We start from the raw sequence: 20,427 nt of genomic DNA, 5'->3' as shown, positions 1-20,427 counted from the left end.
TGAAATAATAATGTTCAGGATTCACAATAAATTTCCTTGGAGGTGTTATTTAAAATGTATTCACCAATTAATCAGATTCAAAGCAACTTAAGCCAAATTGCGCAAATCTGCAGTCAGCTTAGCCAGAGCGAGAATGTTCATGCGAACCAACTACATCAAATTGAGCAGTCTGAACGCACTGCGGCCCAACAGCTGCAGCAAGCTGCCCAGCTTTGCCAACAGGCAATCAATCAAGTGCAATCAGTAATGAGCAGTGTTCAATTCAGCAACCTTGGTCAGAACTATAGCTACCCATATCAAAGTTCATTTACAAGCGGCACTTGGGCTAATCGTCCAATTAACACCAGCCAGTTCGGGCCAACCGGACAATACGTAACGACCACTTACTAGAATACAGTTAAATACATTGATAATCAGGAAACGCCGCCTTCAGAAATCTGTTTATGAAGTGGCGTTTCCTTTTTTCGTGGTTCATCTAAAAAGTTAAAGTAACCTTTCGACTTCATAATACATAGTTTAGACTGCAGGAAATTAATTGTTGAAAGGAGAGAACTGATGCTGAGTGAAATCACAATTCTTCCCGGTACCGATAAACTAGATGTCATGGAAAACTTCACTGAAATTACGCTTAGGGCAGGTGAAACCATATCTATTGTAGGGCCTACAGGAAGCGGGAAAACCGCTTTTATTACTGATATTGAACTGCTGGCCCAGGGAGATACCGCGACAGGACGGACTATTCTTATTAATGGAACTCCCCCGATTGATGACATTAGATATAGCCCTTCACTTAAACCCATTACTATGATAACCCAGAATACAAAATGCTTCGCAGACCTTACTGCAGAAGAGTTCTTAAAAATTCATACCCGTGCCCGGGGCAAAAATGATAATGGCATAATTTCGGAAACTATAAAATTAGCCAATAGCTTTACAGGTGAAAAAATTCACAAGGATGCAAAAGTAACCATTCTTTCCGGAGGACAAACCAGGTCGCTCCTAATTGCGGATGCAATTATGATTGGAGCAGCACCCATTATACTTCTGGATGAAATTGAAAACGCAGGTATTTTTAAACAGGAGGTAATTAACATAATTAAAGATACGGGGAAAATTATTATATTTGTAACTCATGACCCGTTGATTGCACTTCTCACCAAGAAACGGATTATAATTGAAAACGGAGCTGTAAAAAAGGTACTATATCAAAATGAAGTGGAAATCAAAGCAGCCCAAAACCTCCTGGAAATCGAACGCAGAGTAGGCACCATCAGGGAACAGCTACGGGCAGGGGATGTAATTACCGATGATGTCCTTGCGGTAAATTTCGCATCCTGAAAGATATAAAGGCGGTGAATGTTTTTGAAGCTATTGGTGATTGCCGGCCCACCCTCAGCAGGTAAAACCGCGCTTACCAAACAAATTGTAAAACACTTTAATGATAAACTTAAGATAGCATTTCTTAAAATTGATGTTGTTAGAGCTTATGAGGATATAGAATTACAAAAGGAATTCAATATTATGACAAAAAAAATATACTCTGGCGACCTTTGCCCTGATCATGCCGGAGTTATGGTTCTCGGTGATGCTGTAGAGTGGGCTGAAACTAACGGTGCAGACCTTTTTATAGTAGAAAGCGCAGGGCTTTGCCTGCGCTGCTCACCATACCTTAATCAAGGATTAGGGGTGATTGTTTTAAGCTCGATTTCAGGAATTCACGCACCGGAAAAAATGGGGGCAATGGTCAGTCTTGCAAATATCGCAGTGATAACAAAAATTGATCTGGTCAGCCAAGCTGAAAGGGAAGTCCTTATTCAAAAAATCAAGGAGGTCCACAGAAATGTTGTCTTAATGGAAACAAATGCCCTTCAAGGAACTTCACTGAACAGGTTATATAATATGATTAGTGAATCTGAAGATATAGATAAAAATAATCTTTACCTGAAAGGCAATCCACCCCTGGGCACCTGCACAATCTGCATCGGCAAAAAAGAAATTGGCTGGAAGCACCATTTTGGTGTCATTCAAAAACTGAACGGACGAATCGCAGATTACCTGTATAGGGGTGAATAGAAATGAATACATCATGGTCCTGGCTGCCCCCAGGAAAAAACTGCGGTTTATGCGGCGAAGACAACTGCAAAAGCTTCCTGAAAATGATAAATACTTCCCAGAAAAGCTATTCAGACTGCCCATACTATGCAGAACAGCAAACATCTACAAATCCTAAAGAAGTATCCGGAATAGAAACTAAGGCTATATATCCGCCAAGGGATGTTTTAGGGCATCAATATGACTTCATACTGGAACCGCTCCCTGGTGAAATCTCAGCCAGAAAAATTGTTCTGCCATTCCGGCCTGATTTAGTAGAAAAAATGGAAATTAAAAAAGGGGATTACGTTCTCGGCCGGCCCATGGGCGCTGGCTGCCCGATCCCGCATGTGCTTCAGGTAATTAAAGCTGAAGAGGTTACCGGGCTTCTTTATACCTGGGTTGTAGGACCAAAATACTCCCGGGAGAATAAAGTTAAAGATGTTATCGCTTACCATATGATAGGCTTTGAAGGCATTGCCGCTCATATCAGGAAAGAACCTGATTTCGGCTGCCGGGTAACGTTTCTGCCGGGTTTTTGTATGATGTCACTTAATCATACAGGATTCGCCAACATGGTTCTAGAAAAGAGCTATGGTCTACAGGTACGGTTGGAAGATATCCGGATTTTGGCAGGAAAAGACTAATGTAATCCGGTCAACCGCTTATTAATTATCAATTATTAGCGATTAATTACCATAAGGTAGTGTTCCTTCAGCAAAGGGCACTGCCTTTTTTTAAATACTGAGAAGATTACCTGAAAGGATCAGTAAAATGAGAATTAAGAAAAGCAGAAATGCAGAATCCAGGGCCAGTGTAATCGGTCCGAGAGAAGTATCAACAGTAATAGACCGGTTACCGGCTAACTGGAACAGACGACTCATTTTCTTTGCAGCCTCCTGAGCGGGCATGGACGATAACAGTTCAATGAGACTCAGCACGCCATCTGCAAGGTTTTGGCCTTTTAAGGGTAAGTATGGTTTAACACCTATAATCAAAGGCGGCAGGTCCGGACTAAAAAGGATATTGCTCATTCTTTTACCTCCTAACAGTTTTCATTATTACTGTGCAAATATCAGGTTAAGCCTCCTCCTCCAAAGAAAAGCCATAAGATAAATAAAAGGAAAAGTATGCCCAAAAAACCTCCACCCAATAGTTGTAAATCAACCACTTAATCTCCCCCTCTCATTGACGAACTATTTACCAATTCTATCAAATGTATGTTTTGCTATATATTATGTCATCCACAGAAAAAGGTTCGCAACATACCCTAAGTTATTAAATTGCAGTAAACTAATATCCGCAAAAAAATAATATCCGCTTCACAAAGGAAGCGGATAAAAAACACTTTATTTACCAGCAGCCATCGACTCCTGACCATAAAAGGATTAGAATCAGGAAAAGCAAAATAGGGAAATTGCCGCCAATTCCACATCCATCAGCCATAAACACTCAACCTCCTATTTCTTAATTGTACCTTAATATTCTGTTTCTACCACCAACCACCGTCTACTCCTGCCCATAAAAGAATCAGAATCAGAAAGAGAAAATACGGAGCTGTTGCCCCCCATTGCTGGGATTTTAAATCAGCCATTCTTTTGCCTCCTTTCAGAAAAACTGAGAAATGTAAAAATCATAATCTATCGACCTCACTACATACTATGTTTTTAACCCCGGAAAGGTTCATAGGGAAAAGCCGGCTGCTTAAAAAGGCTTAGCTTCGCTAAGCGCTTAAATCTACTATAAGGCGAAGCTTAGCCTTTTTTATGCAGATAGGATAAAATTTATACTTTCCTATCTGCCAAGATAAAGCCCGCTCCAATGAACGGGCTTTTGCTGTGATTATTCTTAAATTCGAGGGTATTTAACCCGGCAGCTTAAATTTTACCACCAGCCGCCATCTACTCCTGCCCATAAAAGAATCAAAATCAAAAATAGGAAAAACGGGAGTTGCCATCCTCCTCCATCAGCCATTTTAAATCCCCCTTTCTATTGATTAAATCTACTAACTATCGACCTTTGTGTTATACTATGATTTGCTCTGCTAATAGGTTCAGGAACTTGTTTTTGCTTGCTATGAATACATTCTGTTTTTACCAAAAACCGCCGTCTACACCAGCCCATAGAAGAATGAGAATTAGAAACAGGAAAAACGGTGCGGTCCAACCCCATTGTTCAGTTTTAATGTTGCTCATTAAAATAACCTCCTTTACCTTTATGCTGGGTTAATCTTCACTAAATATTATGTAAAACCTACTCAAAATGTTACAAGTCGGCATAATTCACTACTGTTTCCTGAAAGTAAGGCAATACAGCTCCCATTCATTTATATCCCTTACCTGTACATCAGACATTCTTTTAGGTAAAAGGTCCAGGGGAACCCCGGTTTTCTTTTGGTCAGCGATCAAAATCATTGCCCCATGCCGGGCCACTCTAGCCATTTCCTGAAGTGCCTTGGCCTTATCACTAAACAGCCGGAAACCTGATATACTGAATACACAGTCAAATATATTATCTTTAAATGGAAGGTACTCTGCCGCACCCAAAACAAGTTTTCCGTTAACATCATGTTTCTTTATCATCCTGGCACATTGCTGCAGCATGGGAAACGATATATCTACACCAAAATATTCTGCATCTTGCGGAAGGTAGGGCAGGTTACTGCCTGTACCTATAGGTACCTCCAATACCTTATCCCCCTTGCCTATCTTTAAGGAGCTAAGAATGTTTTGCCGAAGCTTCCCCTCACCACCCTTTTTTATGCCCTGTATTTCATGAAGAATATTGTAAAATGGTGCAATCATATCATAAAACTGCCTGTTTTTCCTGGTTTCTCCCGATACCCTGCTGTCTTTCAACAAAACCGGGATGCCCTTTTTCATCTGAAACCTGGTACCACTTACAGTACTGACCAGCACCTCTCTTGACCTGCCCCGTGACTCGTCTTCAGAAACATTTTCCAGCTCCTCATAGGTATCTGGGGCACATAAAACTGATAAAAAGCCTTTCTCCATACGGATCTCCCTTCCAAAAAACTTCGTTCCTCACATAATACGAAAAAGGAGCAAAAAGGTGAAACAAATATAGGAAATATGACGTCAAAAAACTAGTATACTAAAATCTGCAAAGGAGGGATTTAAATGAATAAAGCAATGCTGCGAATTTATCCTGTGCTGGTGATGTTGGTTTTCCTTATGTTCACAGCGCCCCTGACCTCTTCCGGCATCCCAAAGCCACCAGATAATAACCCTTCCCTGGAGGCAACTCCACTCCCTGTAATTGGATCACTGGAGAACTTAAAGGAGGTTCTGAAGGATAAGCAGAGTTTCAGTGATTATCTTTATAACGGTATAAAGGGTATAGGTATGAAAGTAACTGTTGATGAAGTAGAGAGCAGGGCTGCTGCCGACGAAGCAAGCAGCATAAACACAGAGTTTTCCGCAACCAATGTACAGGTCAGTGGAGTGGATGAAGCAGATATCATAAAAACCGATGGCACATATATCTATCTGGTCAATAACCAAAGGGTAATAATTGTACACGCCAACCCAGCCAGTGAAATGAAAGTAATTAATACCATAAACTTTAATGATGAGAACTTTATGCCCCAGGAACTCTATGTGGATGACAAATATTTGACAGTCATCGGACATACCCGATCCCTGATGCCGTTTCCTCAAAGCAAGCATCAGGCCGGCAGCCAGATAGAGTGTCCGCCTATACAGCCGTATAATACAATAAAGACCATAATATACGATATAAGTAACCGGAAAAACATTCAGAAACTGCGGGAAACCGAACTCGAGGGACAATATGTCTCTTCCCGGAAAATTGCTTCCGCCCTTTACCTGGTGGTCAATAAACATATTGACTATTACTACCTAATGGAACAGCAGGAAGCAAACGCGGATAATACTCATGTGACTCCTGCTTACCGGGATTCTGCGGGAACCGGCAATTTCACCGGTATAGATTTTTCTGACATCAAGTACTTCCCTGAAGCACCACAACCCAATTACCTTATGGTTGCCGGGCTGAATCTGGATGAACCAGAAAAGGAAATGGAGCTCTCCACCTACCTGGGCAGCGGGGAAAATATTTATGCATCTGATAAAAACCTTTATGTGGCTGTATCCCGCTCCTCGGGTTACCAAAACAAAGCTAATGAATCCGGAACAATTATATATAAGTTTGAGTTGAATGACGGACATACTAAATACCTGGGCAAAGGTGAAGTCCCAGGCACGATTCTTAACCAATTTTCCATGGATGAATACAATGGTTATTTCCGTATCGCCACTACAAAGGGAGAAGTCTGGAGAAATAATGAATATACCTCAAAAAACAACTTGTATGTTCTGGATAACAGCATGCAGGTAACCGGTAAAATTGAGGATATTGCACCTGGTGAAAAAATTTATTCCGTCGGATTTATGGGGGACCGTGGGTATATGGTAACATTCAAGAAAGTAGATCCTCTTTTTGTGTTAGACCTGAAAGAACCCCAGTCGCCCAGGATACTGGGGGCCTTGAAAATACCGGGCTATAGTGACTACCTCCACCCCTATGATGAAAATCACATTATTGGGTTCGGAAAAGACACCGTAGAAATGGGGATAAAAGACCCGAACGGTAATGAAAGCGGCACCATGGCTTATTATCAAGGCATGAAAATAGCCGTTTTTGATGTCACTGATGTAGAACACCCGATGGAAAAATTCAAAGAAATAATTGGTGACCGGGGTACTGATTCCGAACTTCTCAGAAATCATAAAGCCCTTTTATTTTCCAAGGAAAGAAACCTCTTAGCATTTCCGGTGACAGTTATGGAACTGGGTAGTGATATTTCATCTTCAAATAGGGAAAACGCTTGGCAAACACCCGAATACGGCCAATTTACCTTCCAGGGCGCCTATATTTATAATCTTGATCTTATTGATGGATTTGCACTGAAAGGTAAAATCACCCATATACCTGAATTAGAAATGTTTCAAGCAGGCAATGGATGGTATAATAGTAATAAAAATGTGGAAAGGATAATCTATATAGGAGATACCCTGTTTACAATTTCCAGTGCCATGATCAAGGCCCATGACATAAACTTAATGGTGGAATTAAACAGTCTTGAAATCAGATAAGACCAGATAATAAAATCCGGATGGAGATATTGCCCGGTAATGCAGCATCTCCATCCGGTTATTTTAATGTTGTTATTTTATCCATTCCTTATCCGTTTCTTTTAGTTTTCTCCCTATCCTGGAAACATCTTCTTTGAGTTTGATAGTGCTATAAAGAAGGTCCATTTTGGGGTCATTAAACTTATACTTAAATCTTAAGGAATTTCCTGATAGGGTTCCTTTTTCTTTCATGTTTTTTTCGGCATCTGTTCCAGCCAAAGGAAGTAGTTTGGTTCCCAAGTCATAAAAAAGCCTGTTTTGTGGTACCAGCTTTTTGGCCTGCTCAATAAATGCCATGTTCTCTTTGAATTCCTGTATTGTTGTTCTGTCATCAAAAGTAATGAATCCCATGTATGTAATCAGGTCCAGCTTGCCTAAAGTCTGTAAGGCCTTAAGGTTATCTTCTACAGCAATATCTTTGTGAAACCGGTCCAGCATTGCCTGGGAACCAGATTCTATCCCAACAAACACCTTGCTGAGTCCCGCTTTTTTTAAAGTTGTGAACAATTCCATGTCGATTTCATTTGGCCGGCACTGAATGCCAAATTTTATATTCAGGTTTTTTTTCAATATCAGTTCCGCAATCTCCTGTGCCCTGCGAAACCCCCGTCCCTTCCCGCCGATAAAATTAGCATCATTAAAATCCACATTTCTGACTCCATATCTGTTATACAGGAACTCAAGTTCCTCAATTACATTAACACTGCTGCGCATGCGCAGCGGAGTACCGAACTTTTTAAAAAACGGTACAACACTGCAAAAGGTACATCTCCCATAACAGCCCCGTGAAGAAAGAACCGGTGCGTGTTCCAGTTTTCCCAGTACTTCCGGCAGCGTATCACGTTCCGGGAATGGGATAGCATCCAAATCCTCAATCGAAGGACGTAACTCTGTTGTTACAATATCATCATTCTCACGAAATGCTATACCACTGATTTTCCTCCAGTTACCATCCCCAATTACCGCCTCTGCCAGCTCTACTATGGTTTTTTCGCCTTCACCGATAACAACCGAATCCACAACAGAAAACTGTTTTAGTATGTCCTCGTAAGCAAAAGAAGGGTAGATGCCGCCTACCGCCACATGTGCTGTCACAAACCCTTCTTTTTTGAGACGGGAAATAAAATTAAATGCCTGTACCGCACTCCGCTGAAATGGAATACTGACCCCAATCAATTTGCAGGAATACTTCTTAACCTCCTGTAAAGCCCGGGGGGCCATCCAATGAGGCATATTCAGAATTTTAACATCAATGCCTTGTTGTCTGAGACAAGCTGCCAAATACCCTAATCCAAGATGTTCATAAAGCTCTCTTTGCCTTGACGGCGGATTAATAAGTAAAACATCATGATATGCCATTGTTACACCTCTGAAAATGTTGCAATTTTTACTTATATAATTTATGCAGCCTTAAAACAGAAGGTAACTAAAAACACTAATTCAACTTAGTTAATCAATCTATTTTTCACCATCGTCAGAGGAATTCTCATAGGCAACAGAGCAAATGCAGTCAATATCCCCAAATGTACCGGCATAGTTGTAGTCAATTTGCCAAGTATGAGCGGGCGAACCACTTCAACAGCATGAAAAAGCGGAGTGAACCAAGCTGCATACCTAACCCCCGCCGACAAACTTTCCACAGGAAAAAATATCCAAAGGATTCTAATTAGGTGCCACACTAGTCCATATCAGAGTAAGAACCGAAAAAGTAAGTGCCAGAAGTACCAGCGGTACCGGTGGACCGAGCAGGCCAAAACACTCGCCACGCTTTACGGAAAAAGTGACTCCCCTGACAGCTTCAAAATCATCAAACTTCTTAACCAAGTCCCGAGCGAAAATAACAATATCTAAAGTATCACTGTTCATATTTACCTCACTGTATTTAAAGTTACAGACTTTACGTATTGACCAGATGGCAGGCAACGCTGTGCCCATCCCTGGTCTCCCTCAACTCAGGAACCTCCTCCCGGCACCGCGGGAAAGAATATGGACACCTTGAATAAAAGTTGCAGCCCGGATGCTGGTTGAGGCTATTAATAACATCACTCTTGAGTATTAATTTTTCTTTTTTTACGTTTGGATCAGGGATTGGAATTGCTGAAATAAGGGCTTTGGTATAAGGGTGACACGGGTTTTGATAAAGTTCCCGGTAACCGGTTATTTCTACAATCCTACCCAAATACATAACAGCAACCCTATCACTGATATGGTGGACTACACTCAAATCGTGTGCAATAAAAATATAAGTCAGTTTATACTGTTCTTGCAAGTCTTTTATCAGATTGATGACTTGTGCCCGGATACTGACATCCAGTGCCGAAACAGGTTCATCAAATATAATCATTTTAGGTTCAACAGCAAGTGCTCTGGCAATACCGATTCTCTGCCTCTGCCCGTCGCTGAATTCATGTGGATAACACTCTGTATAAGAACCGGCAAGCCCGACAATATTCAAAAGATCTTTCACCCTATTCCTGGCTTCCTTTCCCTTAGCAATCCCGTGAAGCAGGATGGGCTCCATAATGATATCCCCTATTTTCATCCTGGGATTCAAGGATGCAAAAGGAGCCTGGAAAACCATCTGCATATCCTTACGGATGCGTCTCATAGCCTGCTTGTCAAGTTTTCCGATATTCACACCGTCAAAGTGTACCTCACCTGCGGTCGGTTCAATCAATCTCAGGATACACCTGCCTGTAGTGCTTTTGCCACAGCCGCTCTCTCCAACCAGCCCCAGTGTTTCTCCCTGATAAACTTCAAAACCCACACCGTCAACAGCCTTAACAACCCCTAACTGCTTTTTCGTTATAATTCCCTTTGTAATAGGGAAATATTTTTTCAAATTTCTTATTTGAAGCAAAACTTCCATCAGTTTACCCCCTGTTTAGTTTGCTGGCCACCAAATGGCAGGAAACCAAATGTCTCTCATTAAATTCCCTGCTAACAGGCTGCTCCCGGAAACATCTCTCAACAGCCTTCCGGCATCTTGGTGCAAATGAACACCCAAAGGGCATATTCCTTGGGTCAGGGGGGAACCCTTCAATAGCCTTCAAGCGGCTCTCGCTGTGTTCTTCTTCAATCTTAGGAAGCGAAGCCAAGAGTCCTAATGTATAGGGATGCTGCGGAGATTTGAAAACATCCTCTATGCCCGCATATTCAACAAGTTTACCGGCGTACATGATAACAACATAATCACATATCCCAGCAATAATACCCAGATCGTGGGTAATCATCATAATAGACGTATTCAGCTTTTCCTTCAGGTCATTCATAAGTTCCAGAATCTGTGCCTGCATAGTCACATCCAGAGCAGTGGTAGGCTCATCGGCTATCAAAAGCTTCGGGTTACAGGATAGGGCCATAGCAATCATAACTTTTTGCCTCATACCACCACTAAGTTCATGAGGATATGATTTGACTCGTTTCCCAGGGTCAGGAAGCCCAACAAGGCCAAGCATCTCAACAGTTTTTGCCTGGGCGTCCTTTTTATCCAGCTTCCGGTGCAGCATAATTACCTCACTTAACTGTTCACCCACTGTCAAAACCGGGTTCAGGGAAGTCATCGTATCCTGGAATATCATTGAAATTTCATTACCCCTAATTTTCCTGATTTCTTTGGGACTCAATTCGAGCAGGTTTACTCCGTCAAACATTATCCTGCCGCTGACAATCCTCCCAGGAGGTGACTGAATCAGCTGCAGAATTGACATAGCTGTAATGGATTTTCCGGAACCGGACTCACCAACAACCCCCAGGGTCTTTCCTTTCTCAATACTAAAACTGACCCCGTCAACTGCCTTGACCACACCTGATTTTGTATAAAAATATGTTTTTAAGTCTTCAATTGACAGTAAAGTTTCCGCCACATTTATCCCCCAATTGAGTACACATTTATTAAATACATTTACTTCGCTGCAGATACGCACTTAACCTTCTCAATATATATTGACCGTGCAAAAACTACCTGATAAAATATAGTTCAACATATCTCGAATTTTCGAAATGCTGCATTCCTATAAAGGAGGGAAGAAAATGATTTGTAACAGGTGTAAAGAAGTGATTCCAGATGGAGAACAATGTCAACACATGGGCCAGATATTGTGTGAAGACTGCTATATTGAGGCTATCGAGCCACCCCGGACTTGTGATGTCACCGCAGTCTACAGTGCTAAACTAGCCCGTAAAATGGCAGGTCAAACAGGAACTGAAGGACTTACAGAACTGCAGACAGATATCTACAACTATGTAAAGCAAGATGGCCCCGTAACTCATGAACAAATACTAAAAAAATTTAAACTCCCCCAATGGCAGCTTGAAAAACAATTCGCTACCCTAAGACACTGTGAACTGCTGCGTGGTTTTAAAGGCGAAGACGGAAAGATATATGTTACCCTATGGGAAGAAGGTACACCCGGTGAACTGAAAACCATCTAAGTACAGGCAAAAATTTTCTGCCCTCCAATTTTAAATGTGGATAAAACCCCCCCTTCTTTGAAAAAATAACTAAAAAAGCAGGGGAGGTTTTATTTTTTTGCGTAGTTATCGCGAAATTTCAATGTGGAAAGATGTAACAGATAAACAGTGGAATAACTGGCAGTGGCAGATTGCCAACCGGATTACGGATATAGAACAGCTCAAACAGGTAGTGACTCTAACAGGCGAAGAGGAAGAAGGCATAAGAAACTGCTTGAAAACCCTGAGAATGGCCATTACCCCCTATTATGCCCTACTTATGGACCCGGATGACCCGGAATGCCCAATTCGCAAACAAGCTGTCCCTGTCACCTGGGAACTGGATGAAAGCCCATGTGACTTAGAAGACCCGCTTCTAGAAGATGTAGATTCCCCTGTACCCGGACTTACTCATAGATATCCCGACAGGGTTCTGTTTCTTATAACAGACCAGTGTTCCGTATATTGCCGTCACTGCACCAGGCGCCGCCTGGCAGGAAGCACCGACAGGGCAATGCCAAAAGATGTCATTGAGCTGTCTTTGGACTATATTACCAATAATCCTGCCATAAGGGATGTTCTTATTTCCGGTGGAGATGCCCTGCTGGTACATGATGAACGTCTTGAATACTTGCTCCGGCGTTTGCGCCAGATACCCCATGTGGAAATAATCCGTTTTGGTACCAGGACACCCGTCGTCCTGCCCCAAAGAATAACTAAAGAATTGTGCAATTTACTCAAACAGTTTCATCCAGTTTGGGTTAATACACACTTTAACCATCCTAAAGAAATTACACCTGAAGCAGAACATGCCTGCAGTATGCTGGCTGATTCCGGAATACCCCTAGGTAACCAAACAGTTTTATTAAAGGGTATTAACGACTGTCCATATATTATGAAAAAATTGGTTCACCAACTGGTAAAAATGCGAATACGGCCCTATTATCTCTACCAATGCGACCTTTCTCAAGGGCTGGAACACCTGCGGACTTCTGTTGCCAAAGGCATTGAGATTATCGAAATGCTCAGGGGGCATACTTCCGGGCTGGCAGTTCCCACATATGTTGTGGATGCTCCCGGAGGCGGGGGGAAAATTCCTGTTTCACCTCAATACCTTATATCCATGTCAGACGAAAAAGTAATCCTGCGTAACTATGAAGGGGTTATCTGTGCCTATACCGAGCCGGAAAACCGTAACGGAAGCTGCATGGAGTGCGGTATATGTGAGGACCAGAAGCCTATCAAAACAGGACTGGCAAAGCTGTTTGGCAATCGAAAAATAAGCCTGGTTCCAAAAGGAAATGTCCGGGAAAGCCGGAGACACGGTTATTTACAATAAAGGAGCAACAACTATGCATATATCAAACATCACCCTTGATAGGGAAACAGCGACAACTGTCTATGGAAATATTTACGGTCTGTCTTATCTCAAAGAACAAGATGACTTCACAGTCGAAGTGTTTATCGATTGCACTAATAAACGGATCAAAGTGCTTGACTATCAAGCTGCAACTGTCCGGGCAATGGTTGAATACCTAAATTACCTTGCCAGGGAAAACGGGTTTGGCAAAGTTGTGCTGGTCTCCAGGGAGGAAGACTGGGAAACCTGTATTTCTTATGGATATATACTTGAAGGGTTTATTCAAGAATATTTTAGGGGAGAAAAACCAGGTTACTGTCTGACCCGGTTTTTCGATAAGGAGCGCCGTATCAGCCAATTCATTGAAGATGAAGATGAAATACTTCAAGAAATACTAGCCCAGCCTTCTACAGTCAACCTGAAAAAACTATCTGAAGACAGCCGCCTGCGTTCAGCCGGAATAGAGGATATTCCTGCATTAGCAGAACTTTTTACTGCAGTTTTTTCGAGTTACCCGGCACCATTATACAAACCGGAATACCTTGAACAGGTTGTTGGTAAAAAATCACATTTTAAAATAATTGAACATCAGGGTAAAATAGTTAGTGCCGCATCGGCAGAAATCAACCGGACCAACATGACGGCAGAAATGACTGACTGTGCCACACTTCCTGATTACAGGGGCCAGGGTCTGATGTCAATCCTCATCAATGCCCTTGAAATTGAAATGAAAAAAGAACACATACATACACTCTACTCTCTATCTCGAGCTCTGTCCCATGGCATAAATCTGGTCTTTCATCGCCATGGGTATACTTACGGGGGACGGCTGATAAACAATTGCAACATCATGGGCAAATTTGAGGACATGAATCTCTGGGTCAAACACCTTAATGTCAAATCACTGCACTAATTATGCCGCACAATTCCGGGCTAACCTTCTTAGGGACACTAACCTCAATATTAACATAATATAAATAGAGAATGACTTTAAGCCGGATCATAAACCCGGATAATAAAGGAGGTAAATCCTTATGAATTACCGCAGCACCAATTTCTTTAATCCCAGGTTTGGTAAAAAAACAAGGAATGATTTTAACAAACAACGGCCAGCTAATTTTATCGACTGGATATTTGGTCCCGGTTTCGGCAATGGTTTAGGTGGCGGGTTGTTTAGCCCCGAGTTCGGCAGTTTTTTGGGAAGTCTTCTTCGCAGCCTGTTTGGTCTTAAATCGGCAGGGAATCTGCCAAGGTATAATTCTCGGAAAATCCCCCGGCGGAACCGGCGTTAAAAATCCTCTGTTTGGTAATTTTCCCACCAAAAAAGATACATATAATTATTACTTTTTATGCAACATATACCGAAAGGAGGTTTAACAAAATGAGTGATATTGGTATTGTCAGACGAATGGATGATCTTGGTAGAATGGTAATTCCGAAGGAAATAAGAAGAAATCTTAGATTCAAGAACGGGGACCCTCTAGAAATATTCATTGATAAAAATGCTATTGTATTTCGTAAGTATGACCCAACTCCCGATCCATTGGACAGCCAGGCAGACAATATAGCCAAAGTCCTTTCGGAAAGCCTTGAAGGTCAAGCGTTAATAACCAGGGAGGATATGGTGATATCCGCCCCAGGTAATAAGTCTCTTCTTAAGAAAAATCTTTCAGAAAATATCTATGATAAACTGAAAAACGGGGAATCTTACTTTGGGAATGAAGGTGAAGAACTTTTAGAAGGATGGGATACCAAAACAAATTTTATCTGTACCCCATTAACACATGAAGGAAACGTTACCGGTTCAGTAATTCTCCTGAAAGACAAACCAAGCAATGTGGAAGAAAAAGTTATACTGGCAATGACAGACTTCCTTGAAAAACAATATTTACCAAGCATTTAACTGGTAGTTAAATTTGTAAATCTCTAATACGGTGGTTTCCGTCCCTCCACCACAGCAACAATACCGCCGACCAGGTTCCGGTAACCGGTTTCTGTAAGACCTGCCTGGGCAAATATCTCGGCTAGTTCCCACTGGGGCGGAAAAACTTTAGCCGAATCATGAAGATAACCATAGGCCCCCTTATTTCCTGCTGCCAGTCTGCCCATTGCAGGAATAATCTTTTCAAAGCAAAGCCAATAACACTGCTTGATAACAGGGGCCGTAACCTGAGCCATATCTAGTGAAACAACTTTCCCCCCGGGCTTGACTACCCGGGTCATTTCTTTGACAACTGTAAGTATATCAGGCACATTTCTGAGTCCCCATCCCACAGTGGCACAATCAAAACTATTGTCTTCAAAAGGAAGCTCCATGGCATTCCCCTGAATCAACCGGATATTTTCCCTGAGTTTAAATCCCTTTATATTCTCCCTGGCAATTGCAAGCATGTTTTCTGAAAAGTCAAGGCCCACTACCCGGCCACCCGGCCCAACAGTCCTGGCCTGTTCCATAGTAAGCATCCCTGTTCCGCAGCAAACATCCAGACCGTAACCGCCGGTTTTCAGTTCCGAACACCTAACCGTATATTTTCTCCATGACCTATCCATTCCTGCCGTCATTAATGTGTTCATCAGGTCATAGCGCCTGGCAATTGAATTGAACATATCCCTGACGAACCTTTCCTTATTTTCCTTTGAAGGCAAATCACCCAATTCAGTTTCCTCCCAAAATTTCCTTGTTGTCGGTTAATACCTTTATTTTACCCTAAAAAAGCTGTTTTGCCCAATATAATTTTTACATGCTTATATAAACATAAAGAAGTAAAAAATAAGGACAAACATCTTTTGGGAGGTCTAATCAAATGAATAAAGGTAATAAATCCCCTGTTACAGCAATACTAACTGGCGCTGGATTACGCGGTCGTGAAGTTTATGGCGAATATGCCCTCAAAAATCCCGATAAATTGAAGTTTGTTGCTGTTGCCGACCCTAATACCGATAGACGCCGAGCGTTTCAGGATTCCCATAACATTCCAAACAACCTGGCCTTTGAATCATGGGATACACTGTTTTCCTCAAAAAACGGCAGGCTTGCTGATGCCGCCTTTATTTGCACCCAAGACAATTTACATTATAGACCTGCCCTGGCTGCATTAAAAAGCGGCTATCACCTGGTTCTCGAGAAGCCAATTTCACCCAGCCTGGATGAATGCCGCGAGATAGCAGCAACGGCTAAAAAAGAGCACCGTAAAATTCAAGTCTGTCATGTACTGCGCTTTACCGGCTTCTGGCAAAAAATCAAGGAACTTGTAGATTCTGGCCATATTGGCCGGGTCATTCATTATGACCACTCGGAAAACGTTTCTTACTGGCATTTCGGCCATTCTTATGTACGAGGCAATTATAAAAATGAATCCTCCTCTTCCCCCTTTATTCTTGCTAAATCATGCCATGACCTGGACCTGATGTATTGGATTATTGGTAACAAATCATTATCTGTACAATCCATGGGGGACCTTACCCATTACCGTCCTGCAAACGCCCCTTCAGGAAGTCCTGAAAGATGTACCGACAGGTGCCCCGAATCAGAAACCTGCCCCTGGTATGCGCCCCGTATGTACCTAACGGGAGAACCCCTGCTGCGCATTGGTCTTCATGCCCCTTCAGTGACAACACGTTTTTTAGCCCATTTTGCCCTTAACCATCGACGGGCACTCAGCATCCTCAGTCGCTTTAATAAACGTCTTCAAGGCATCCTTAACTGGAATCAGTTCCCGGCCACTGTTATTACAACAGACCTGTCCCACGAGGGCAAGATGAAGGCCCTTAGAGAAGGGCCTTATGGAAGGTGTATCTACAAAAGCGGGAATGATGTCCTGGACCACCAGATAAGCACCTATAAGTTTCCCGGTGGTATAACAGGCACACTTACTCTGCATGGGCTTTCCGAACTGGAAGGAAGGGAAATCCGTATCTTTGGTTCAAAAGGTGTCATTCGCGGTTATTTTCGCTATAACGGCGAACAGATAACATTGACAGATTTCCTTTATACCAAACCCCGTGTAGTATACAAGGCTGGAATGTCTATGGGGGGTCATGGCGGCGGCGACTTTGGTCTGATGGAATCATTTGTAAAAGTGATGAGAGACGAGATAGACTTCCATGAAGCAGGAGCCGATATTGATAACGCACTGGAAGCCCACTATATGGCTTTCGCGGCTGAAAACGCCCGTACCGGGCAACAGGAGGTATCCCTGGATAAGTATAGGTAAACTGTGGCTCATTAACTGGTATAAATAACCAAGAAATATTTGGAGGATTAGAGCTGTTTACCGTTGAAGTATTGGTTTGTCGAAATTAGTCGAAAGGGGTTATGGCTTAAGTGGTTGACAAACTAATACATAACAAGAGGGCTGTTTTTATTGGCATAATAGTTGCCCTCATACTTTTTTTTGGGTATCAAAAAGCTGTTGCAGCCTATGATGTGGTTATTGACGGTAATGTTGTCGCCCAGGTAAAGGATGAAAAGGAATTTATGAAGGTTGTGGCGGCATATCAGGAAAGTACCAGTAAAGAGCTGGGCCATTCGGTAAAAATCCTGAGTAATATTGAACTTCAGAAAACCCGCCTTAACCCGGAACTCCTGGAAACAAACCTCACAAAACTAAGCAAAGATGTGGATTTAGCCACCGAGGGTTACAGGCTTCTGATTAATGGTAAGCAATTATTTGCTGTCTATGATAAATCAGAGCTGGAAAAACTCTTGGAGGCATACAAAAATAGTTTTATCAAAGGAATTGACGAAAACGCCAGAATTATAAGTATTGATTTCAAACAAAAGGTCGAGATAAAAAAAGACACAGTCAACATTAGCGAATTTGTAGACAGTGAAAAAGCCGGTAAACTTATTTATGAAAAAGAACAAGAAGCAATGGTCATAGAGATTAAAGAGGGGGAAAATGCCTGGACCATAGCGCGCAGTCATGATATTTCAGTTGCAGAGTTGGAAAAAATGAATCCTCAGATAGATATGGAAAAAATATTCCCCGGAGACAAGATGGTTGTCAGCCCATTTAAGTCCCGGCTTGATGTTATAATTAATCTTGAAAATTCAATTGTTGAATCAATACCTTTTAAGACAGAAAATGTTTATGATAACCAGATGTACAGCAACCAGAAAAAAGTTGTTAAATCCGGTGTCCCCGGCAAAAAAAAGGTAACATACAATATCTTCTTAGAAAACAGCATACAGGTTTCCAAGAATATAGCAGAAACCGAAATAATCCAAAAACCGGTTAACCGGCTAGTCAAAATAGGAACCAAAAAAACGGTTTCCCGCGGTGGTTCCCATAATTACGGTGTAGTATCAGGCAAAAGGATCTCCAGCTATTTTGGCTGGCGAACCCACCCCATTTCCGGCAAAAAAACCTTTCATGATGGTATTGATATTGCTGCCAACTATGGGACAAGAGTCTATGCCTATTCGGCAGGAAAAGTATGTTTTGCCGGTTGGAACGGCGGCTATGGCAAAGTGGTCTTTATTGATCATGGAAACGGACTGCAAACCCGTTATGCACACCTATCTGCAATTTCCGTAAGAGTAGGTGAAAGAGTTTCGACAGGGGAAAAAATAGGCTCTGTAGGCTCCACAGGCTACAGCACAGGACCTCACCTCCATTTTGAGGTACTCAAAAACGGTTCTTTGAAAAATCCTTTAAATTATATATAAATTCGATCTCATTCTAAAATATTTGTATCTTTTCATTGCCATTTTTCGCTGTAGTTTTAAATTGATTATAGTGTAAAATTATAGAAAAAGATTCAATGTTTGGAGGAGTATCCTTGAAGGATCCAAAAGTCAAGACACTGGTAAGTGTAACTAGCTATGAACTGATTAACTTTATGTATAATACTTTAACAGAATCTGGATGGAAATCTACATTTAATTATTCTAAACGCTCCCCCACAAAATTTGTGTCCAAAACACTGGAAATTCCCCAAGGAAGTATTTCCGGCTTTAATAAATATTTTAATTACTGCTATTTATTTTCCAGAAATTTCAAAGAAAAAGATGAAGCTGCCAGATACAGTAAAAACAATGGTACAAGTATCTACTTTTCAGTTGTCCTTTATTGGCTACTTGTTTATTTTGGAGTTTTGGACGAAAGTAGGCTAAAATTATGTCAAGGATATTTCAGTTACAGGGTAAGGGAGGATAAGGTCCCTCAAACTAGGTACCGGGCAGGTCTCCATGCTTGGCTCAGCTACAATTGCTCAGTTATTGACACGACCATTTGGCAGCAGGAAGAACTTTTTGACTTCCAGAATTACGACTCAAAACATCCTGTTATAACAGGGAATATCCCAAGAGGAATGACATTAATCGGATTTGAAGAAAATAAGAGCCTAGCTAAAGAATACGCCCGAAATTTCGCCAGGGATTCAAAACTCACTTTCTGTGAATGGGTTATTTACCACAAGCAGCAGGCCGACCTTCTTTACAATAATTCTTTACATTTGGTTTAACAGATGCTAAAATGAATTCAAAGCTCAAATTAATAGGTCTAGTGAGATTCATTTTTTTCCTTCTCAAACTGCTTTGAATGGGTATGGGAGACAGTGTATCCCTATTCCATTCTGGGCTTAAATTTACCGAGGAGGATTACTATTTATGTTTGAAGACAAGAGCTTAACCTGTAAGGATTGTGGAACTGAATTTATATTTTCAGCCTCAGAACAAGAATTTTATTCTGAAAAAGGATTTGTTAATGAACCCGGACGCTGCCCATCATGCAGAGCAGCCCGTAAACAGCAAAGCCGTGGCGGCTTTGGACGCAGCTCACGCCCCCAGAGAGAAATGCATGAAACCACATGTTCTGCTTGTGGTGTAACTACTCAGGTGCCATTTCGTCCAAGTGGTGACCGACCGGTGTACTGCAGCGACTGTTTCAAACAAAACAAAGGATACTAATAGAATACTAATTGACCTAAATAAATTAAGTGACTAACTTATAACTATTGAGTTAGTCACTTTTCTTTTTCACCCTTTAGGTTTAAATAACAGTGAACCCAAAAACCCGAAAATAATGGCAGCCGAAACACCCGCACTGGTAACTTCAAATATTCCGGTGAGCACTCCAATAATACCGGTATTTTTAGCTTCCATTAAAGCGCCCTTAACTAATGAATTGCCAAAACTGCTTATGGGAACAGTTGCTCCTGCACCGGCAAATTCTATCAATGGTTCATAGAGTCCCAGCCCGCCAAGTACGGCACCAACAACAACCAGAGTGCTCATTGTATGTGCCGGGGTCAATTTAAGAACATCAAACATCAATTGACCGATGACACATATTCCGCCACCAATGATAAATGCCCAAATAAATTTCTCCAAATTTATTCACT

General features: G+C 41.7%; 23 protein-coding genes. 14 read left to right on the top strand and 9 right to left on the bottom strand.

The window, feature by feature from the left end:
- The first annotated feature begins 54 nt into the window (after positions 1–54).
- From ABFY19_RS01715 to ABFY19_RS01700, 4 genes are all read left to right on the top strand, one after another.
- Entirely contained in the window at positions 55–390 is a 336-nt protein-coding gene (locus tag ABFY19_RS01715) for a hypothetical protein (RefSeq protein WP_418791545.1), read from the top strand.
- Positions 391–555: 165 nt separating this feature from the next.
- On the top strand, positions 556–1,338 hold the full coding sequence (locus ABFY19_RS01710; protein WP_418791544.1) for an ATP-binding cassette domain-containing protein: 783 nt from the start codon (positions 556–558) through the stop codon (positions 1,336–1,338).
- Between the two features lie 24 nt (positions 1,339–1,362).
- Positions 1,363–2,073, top strand: coding sequence for a GTP-binding protein (locus ABFY19_RS01705; RefSeq protein WP_418791543.1), 711 nt, complete (start codon positions 1,363–1,365; stop codon positions 2,071–2,073).
- A gap of 2 nt (positions 2,074–2,075) precedes the next feature.
- Positions 2,076–2,738 carry a (Fe-S)-binding protein gene (locus tag ABFY19_RS01700; RefSeq protein ID WP_418791542.1) on the top strand — a complete coding sequence of 221 codons (663 nt, stop codon included), beginning with the start codon at positions 2,076–2,078 and terminating at the stop codon, positions 2,736–2,738.
- A gap of 90 nt (positions 2,739–2,828) precedes the next feature.
- Here the strand turns inward: ABFY19_RS01700 and ABFY19_RS01695 are convergent, their stop codons facing one another.
- Both ABFY19_RS01695 and ABFY19_RS01690 read right to left on the bottom strand, forming a co-directional pair.
- A complete protein-coding gene (locus ABFY19_RS01695) occupies positions 2,829–3,125 on the bottom strand; it encodes a hypothetical protein (RefSeq protein ID WP_418791541.1) in 297 nt (98 codons plus the stop codon).
- A gap of 1,251 nt (positions 3,126–4,376) precedes the next feature.
- Positions 4,377–5,105 (bottom strand): methyltransferase domain-containing protein, encoded by a 729-nt coding sequence (locus ABFY19_RS01690; RefSeq protein ID WP_418791540.1) that lies wholly within the window; start codon positions 5,103–5,105, stop codon positions 4,377–4,379.
- A 126-nt stretch (positions 5,106–5,231) separates the two neighbouring features.
- Here ABFY19_RS01690 and ABFY19_RS01685 point away from each other — a divergent pair, with 126 nt between their 5' ends.
- Entirely contained in the window at positions 5,232–7,229 is a 1,998-nt protein-coding gene (locus ABFY19_RS01685) for a beta-propeller domain-containing protein (RefSeq protein WP_418791539.1), read from the top strand.
- Between the two features lie 72 nt (positions 7,230–7,301).
- Here the strand turns inward: ABFY19_RS01685 and ABFY19_RS01680 are convergent, their stop codons facing one another.
- The 5 genes from ABFY19_RS01680 to ABFY19_RS01660 all read right to left on the bottom strand — a co-directional run bounded on the left by ABFY19_RS01680 (position 7,302) and on the right by ABFY19_RS01660 (position 11,134).
- Complete coding sequence (locus ABFY19_RS01680) at positions 7,302–8,627, bottom strand: B12-binding domain-containing radical SAM protein (protein ID WP_418791538.1); 1,326 nt, start codon at positions 8,625–8,627, stop codon at positions 7,302–7,304.
- An 86-nt stretch (positions 8,628–8,713) separates the two neighbouring features.
- Positions 8,714–8,908 carry a hypothetical protein gene (locus ABFY19_RS01675; RefSeq protein ID WP_418791537.1) on the bottom strand — a complete coding sequence of 65 codons (195 nt, stop codon included), beginning with the start codon at positions 8,906–8,908 and terminating at the stop codon, positions 8,714–8,716.
- Positions 8,909–8,930: 22 nt separating this feature from the next.
- Positions 8,931–9,134: a hypothetical protein gene (locus tag ABFY19_RS01670; RefSeq protein ID WP_418791536.1), complete on the bottom strand. Its 204-nt coding sequence runs from the start codon at positions 9,132–9,134 to the stop codon at positions 8,931–8,933.
- 31 nt (positions 9,135–9,165) lie between these two features.
- Complete coding sequence (locus tag ABFY19_RS01665) at positions 9,166–10,137, bottom strand: ABC transporter ATP-binding protein (protein ID WP_418791535.1); 972 nt, start codon at positions 10,135–10,137, stop codon at positions 9,166–9,168.
- 4 nt (positions 10,138–10,141) lie between these two features.
- The gene (locus ABFY19_RS01660; protein ID WP_418791534.1) at positions 10,142–11,134 is read right to left on the bottom strand and encodes an ABC transporter ATP-binding protein; all 993 of its coding nucleotides are present in this window, start codon (positions 11,132–11,134) and stop codon (positions 10,142–10,144) included.
- 166 nt (positions 11,135–11,300) lie between these two features.
- On the opposite strand from ABFY19_RS01660, the gene ABFY19_RS01655 reads away from it, so the two are divergent.
- The 5 genes from ABFY19_RS01655 to ABFY19_RS01635 all read left to right on the top strand — a co-directional run bounded on the left by ABFY19_RS01655 (position 11,301) and on the right by ABFY19_RS01635 (position 14,983).
- A complete protein-coding gene (locus ABFY19_RS01655) occupies positions 11,301–11,702 on the top strand; it encodes a hypothetical protein (protein WP_418791533.1) in 402 nt (133 codons plus the stop codon).
- Between the two features lie 121 nt (positions 11,703–11,823).
- Entirely contained in the window at positions 11,824–13,059 is a 1,236-nt protein-coding gene (ablA, locus tag ABFY19_RS01650) for a lysine 2,3-aminomutase (RefSeq protein WP_418792512.1), read from the top strand.
- A 13-nt stretch (positions 13,060–13,072) separates the two neighbouring features.
- A complete protein-coding gene (gene ablB / locus ABFY19_RS01645) occupies positions 13,073–13,993 on the top strand; it encodes a putative beta-lysine N-acetyltransferase (protein WP_418791532.1) in 921 nt (306 codons plus the stop codon).
- Between the two features lie 121 nt (positions 13,994–14,114).
- Positions 14,115–14,372 (top strand): hypothetical protein, encoded by a 258-nt coding sequence (locus ABFY19_RS01640; protein WP_418791531.1) that lies wholly within the window; start codon positions 14,115–14,117, stop codon positions 14,370–14,372.
- Positions 14,373–14,461: 89 nt separating this feature from the next.
- Positions 14,462–14,983 carry a stage V sporulation T C-terminal domain-containing protein gene (locus ABFY19_RS01635; RefSeq protein ID WP_418791530.1) on the top strand — a complete coding sequence of 174 codons (522 nt, stop codon included), beginning with the start codon at positions 14,462–14,464 and terminating at the stop codon, positions 14,981–14,983.
- 23 nt (positions 14,984–15,006) lie between these two features.
- On the opposite strand, the gene ABFY19_RS01630 is transcribed toward ABFY19_RS01635, so the two are convergent.
- Positions 15,007–15,687 carry a demethylmenaquinone methyltransferase gene (locus ABFY19_RS01630; RefSeq protein WP_418792511.1) on the bottom strand — a complete coding sequence of 227 codons (681 nt, stop codon included), beginning with the start codon at positions 15,685–15,687 and terminating at the stop codon, positions 15,007–15,009.
- A gap of 197 nt (positions 15,688–15,884) precedes the next feature.
- On the opposite strand from ABFY19_RS01630, the gene ABFY19_RS01625 reads away from it, so the two are divergent.
- The 4 genes from ABFY19_RS01625 to ABFY19_RS01610 all read left to right on the top strand — a co-directional run bounded on the left by ABFY19_RS01625 (position 15,885) and on the right by ABFY19_RS01610 (position 19,993).
- On the top strand, positions 15,885–17,294 hold the full coding sequence (locus tag ABFY19_RS01625) for a Gfo/Idh/MocA family protein (protein WP_418791529.1): 1,410 nt from the start codon (positions 15,885–15,887) through the stop codon (positions 17,292–17,294).
- Between the two features lie 110 nt (positions 17,295–17,404).
- Entirely contained in the window at positions 17,405–18,751 is a 1,347-nt protein-coding gene (locus ABFY19_RS01620) for a peptidoglycan DD-metalloendopeptidase family protein (protein WP_418791528.1), read from the top strand.
- 95 nt (positions 18,752–18,846) lie between these two features.
- Entirely contained in the window at positions 18,847–19,548 is a 702-nt protein-coding gene (locus tag ABFY19_RS01615) for a hypothetical protein (RefSeq protein ID WP_418791527.1), read from the top strand.
- Positions 19,549–19,693: 145 nt separating this feature from the next.
- On the top strand, positions 19,694–19,993 hold the full coding sequence (locus tag ABFY19_RS01610; RefSeq protein ID WP_418791526.1) for a zinc-ribbon domain containing protein: 300 nt from the start codon (positions 19,694–19,696) through the stop codon (positions 19,991–19,993).
- Between the two features lie 69 nt (positions 19,994–20,062).
- On the opposite strand, the gene spoVAE is transcribed toward ABFY19_RS01610, so the two are convergent.
- A complete protein-coding gene (gene spoVAE, locus ABFY19_RS01605) occupies positions 20,063–20,416 on the bottom strand; it encodes a stage V sporulation protein AE (protein WP_418791525.1) in 354 nt (117 codons plus the stop codon).
- Between the last annotated feature and the right edge of the window lie 11 nt (positions 20,417–20,427).

The organism is Phosphitispora sp. TUW77 (assembly GCF_048453025.1).
GTDB lineage: Bacteria > Bacillota > Thermincolia > Thermincolales > UBA2595 > Phosphitispora.
This window is presented reverse-complemented; position numbering and strand designations above follow the sequence as displayed.

What these genes read in the sequence shown, in the direction of transcription:
- ABFY19_RS01665 (WP_418791535.1), bottom strand. Translation starts at nt 10,137, where the DNA reads ATGGAAGTTTTGCTTCAAATAAGAAATTTGAAAAAATATTTCCCTATT.
- ABFY19_RS01640 (WP_418791531.1), top strand. Translation starts at nt 14,115, where the DNA reads ATGAATTACCGCAGCACCAATTTCTTTAATCCCAGGTTTGGTAAAAAA.
- ABFY19_RS01695 (WP_418791541.1), bottom strand. Translation starts at nt 3,125, where the DNA reads ATGAGCAATATCCTTTTTAGTCCGGACCTGCCGCCTTTGATTATAGGT.
- ABFY19_RS01615 (WP_418791527.1), top strand. Translation starts at nt 18,847, where the DNA reads ATGTTTGGAGGAGTATCCTTGAAGGATCCAAAAGTCAAGACACTGGTA.
- ABFY19_RS01630 (WP_418792511.1), bottom strand. Translation starts at nt 15,687, where the DNA reads ATGTTCAATTCAATTGCCAGGCGCTATGACCTGATGAACACATTAATG.
- ABFY19_RS01670 (WP_418791536.1), bottom strand. Translation starts at nt 9,134, where the DNA reads ATGAACAGTGATACTTTAGATATTGTTATTTTCGCTCGGGACTTGGTT.
- ABFY19_RS01680 (WP_418791538.1), bottom strand. Translation starts at nt 8,627, where the DNA reads ATGGCATATCATGATGTTTTACTTATTAATCCGCCGTCAAGGCAAAGA.
- ABFY19_RS01710 (WP_418791544.1), top strand. Translation starts at nt 556, where the DNA reads ATGCTGAGTGAAATCACAATTCTTCCCGGTACCGATAAACTAGATGTC.
- ablB (WP_418791532.1), top strand. Translation starts at nt 13,073, where the DNA reads ATGCATATATCAAACATCACCCTTGATAGGGAAACAGCGACAACTGTC.
- ABFY19_RS01655 (WP_418791533.1), top strand. Translation starts at nt 11,301, where the DNA reads ATGATTTGTAACAGGTGTAAAGAAGTGATTCCAGATGGAGAACAATGT.
- ABFY19_RS01685 (WP_418791539.1), top strand. Translation starts at nt 5,232, where the DNA reads ATGAATAAAGCAATGCTGCGAATTTATCCTGTGCTGGTGATGTTGGTT.
- ABFY19_RS01700 (WP_418791542.1), top strand. Translation starts at nt 2,076, where the DNA reads ATGAATACATCATGGTCCTGGCTGCCCCCAGGAAAAAACTGCGGTTTA.
- ablA (WP_418792512.1), top strand. Translation starts at nt 11,824, where the DNA reads ATGTGGAAAGATGTAACAGATAAACAGTGGAATAACTGGCAGTGGCAG.
- ABFY19_RS01625 (WP_418791529.1), top strand. Translation starts at nt 15,885, where the DNA reads ATGAATAAAGGTAATAAATCCCCTGTTACAGCAATACTAACTGGCGCT.
- ABFY19_RS01635 (WP_418791530.1), top strand. Translation starts at nt 14,462, where the DNA reads ATGAGTGATATTGGTATTGTCAGACGAATGGATGATCTTGGTAGAATG.
- ABFY19_RS01715 (WP_418791545.1), top strand. Translation starts at nt 55, where the DNA reads ATGTATTCACCAATTAATCAGATTCAAAGCAACTTAAGCCAAATTGCG.
- ABFY19_RS01610 (WP_418791526.1), top strand. Translation starts at nt 19,694, where the DNA reads ATGTTTGAAGACAAGAGCTTAACCTGTAAGGATTGTGGAACTGAATTT.
- ABFY19_RS01690 (WP_418791540.1), bottom strand. Translation starts at nt 5,105, where the DNA reads ATGGAGAAAGGCTTTTTATCAGTTTTATGTGCCCCAGATACCTATGAG.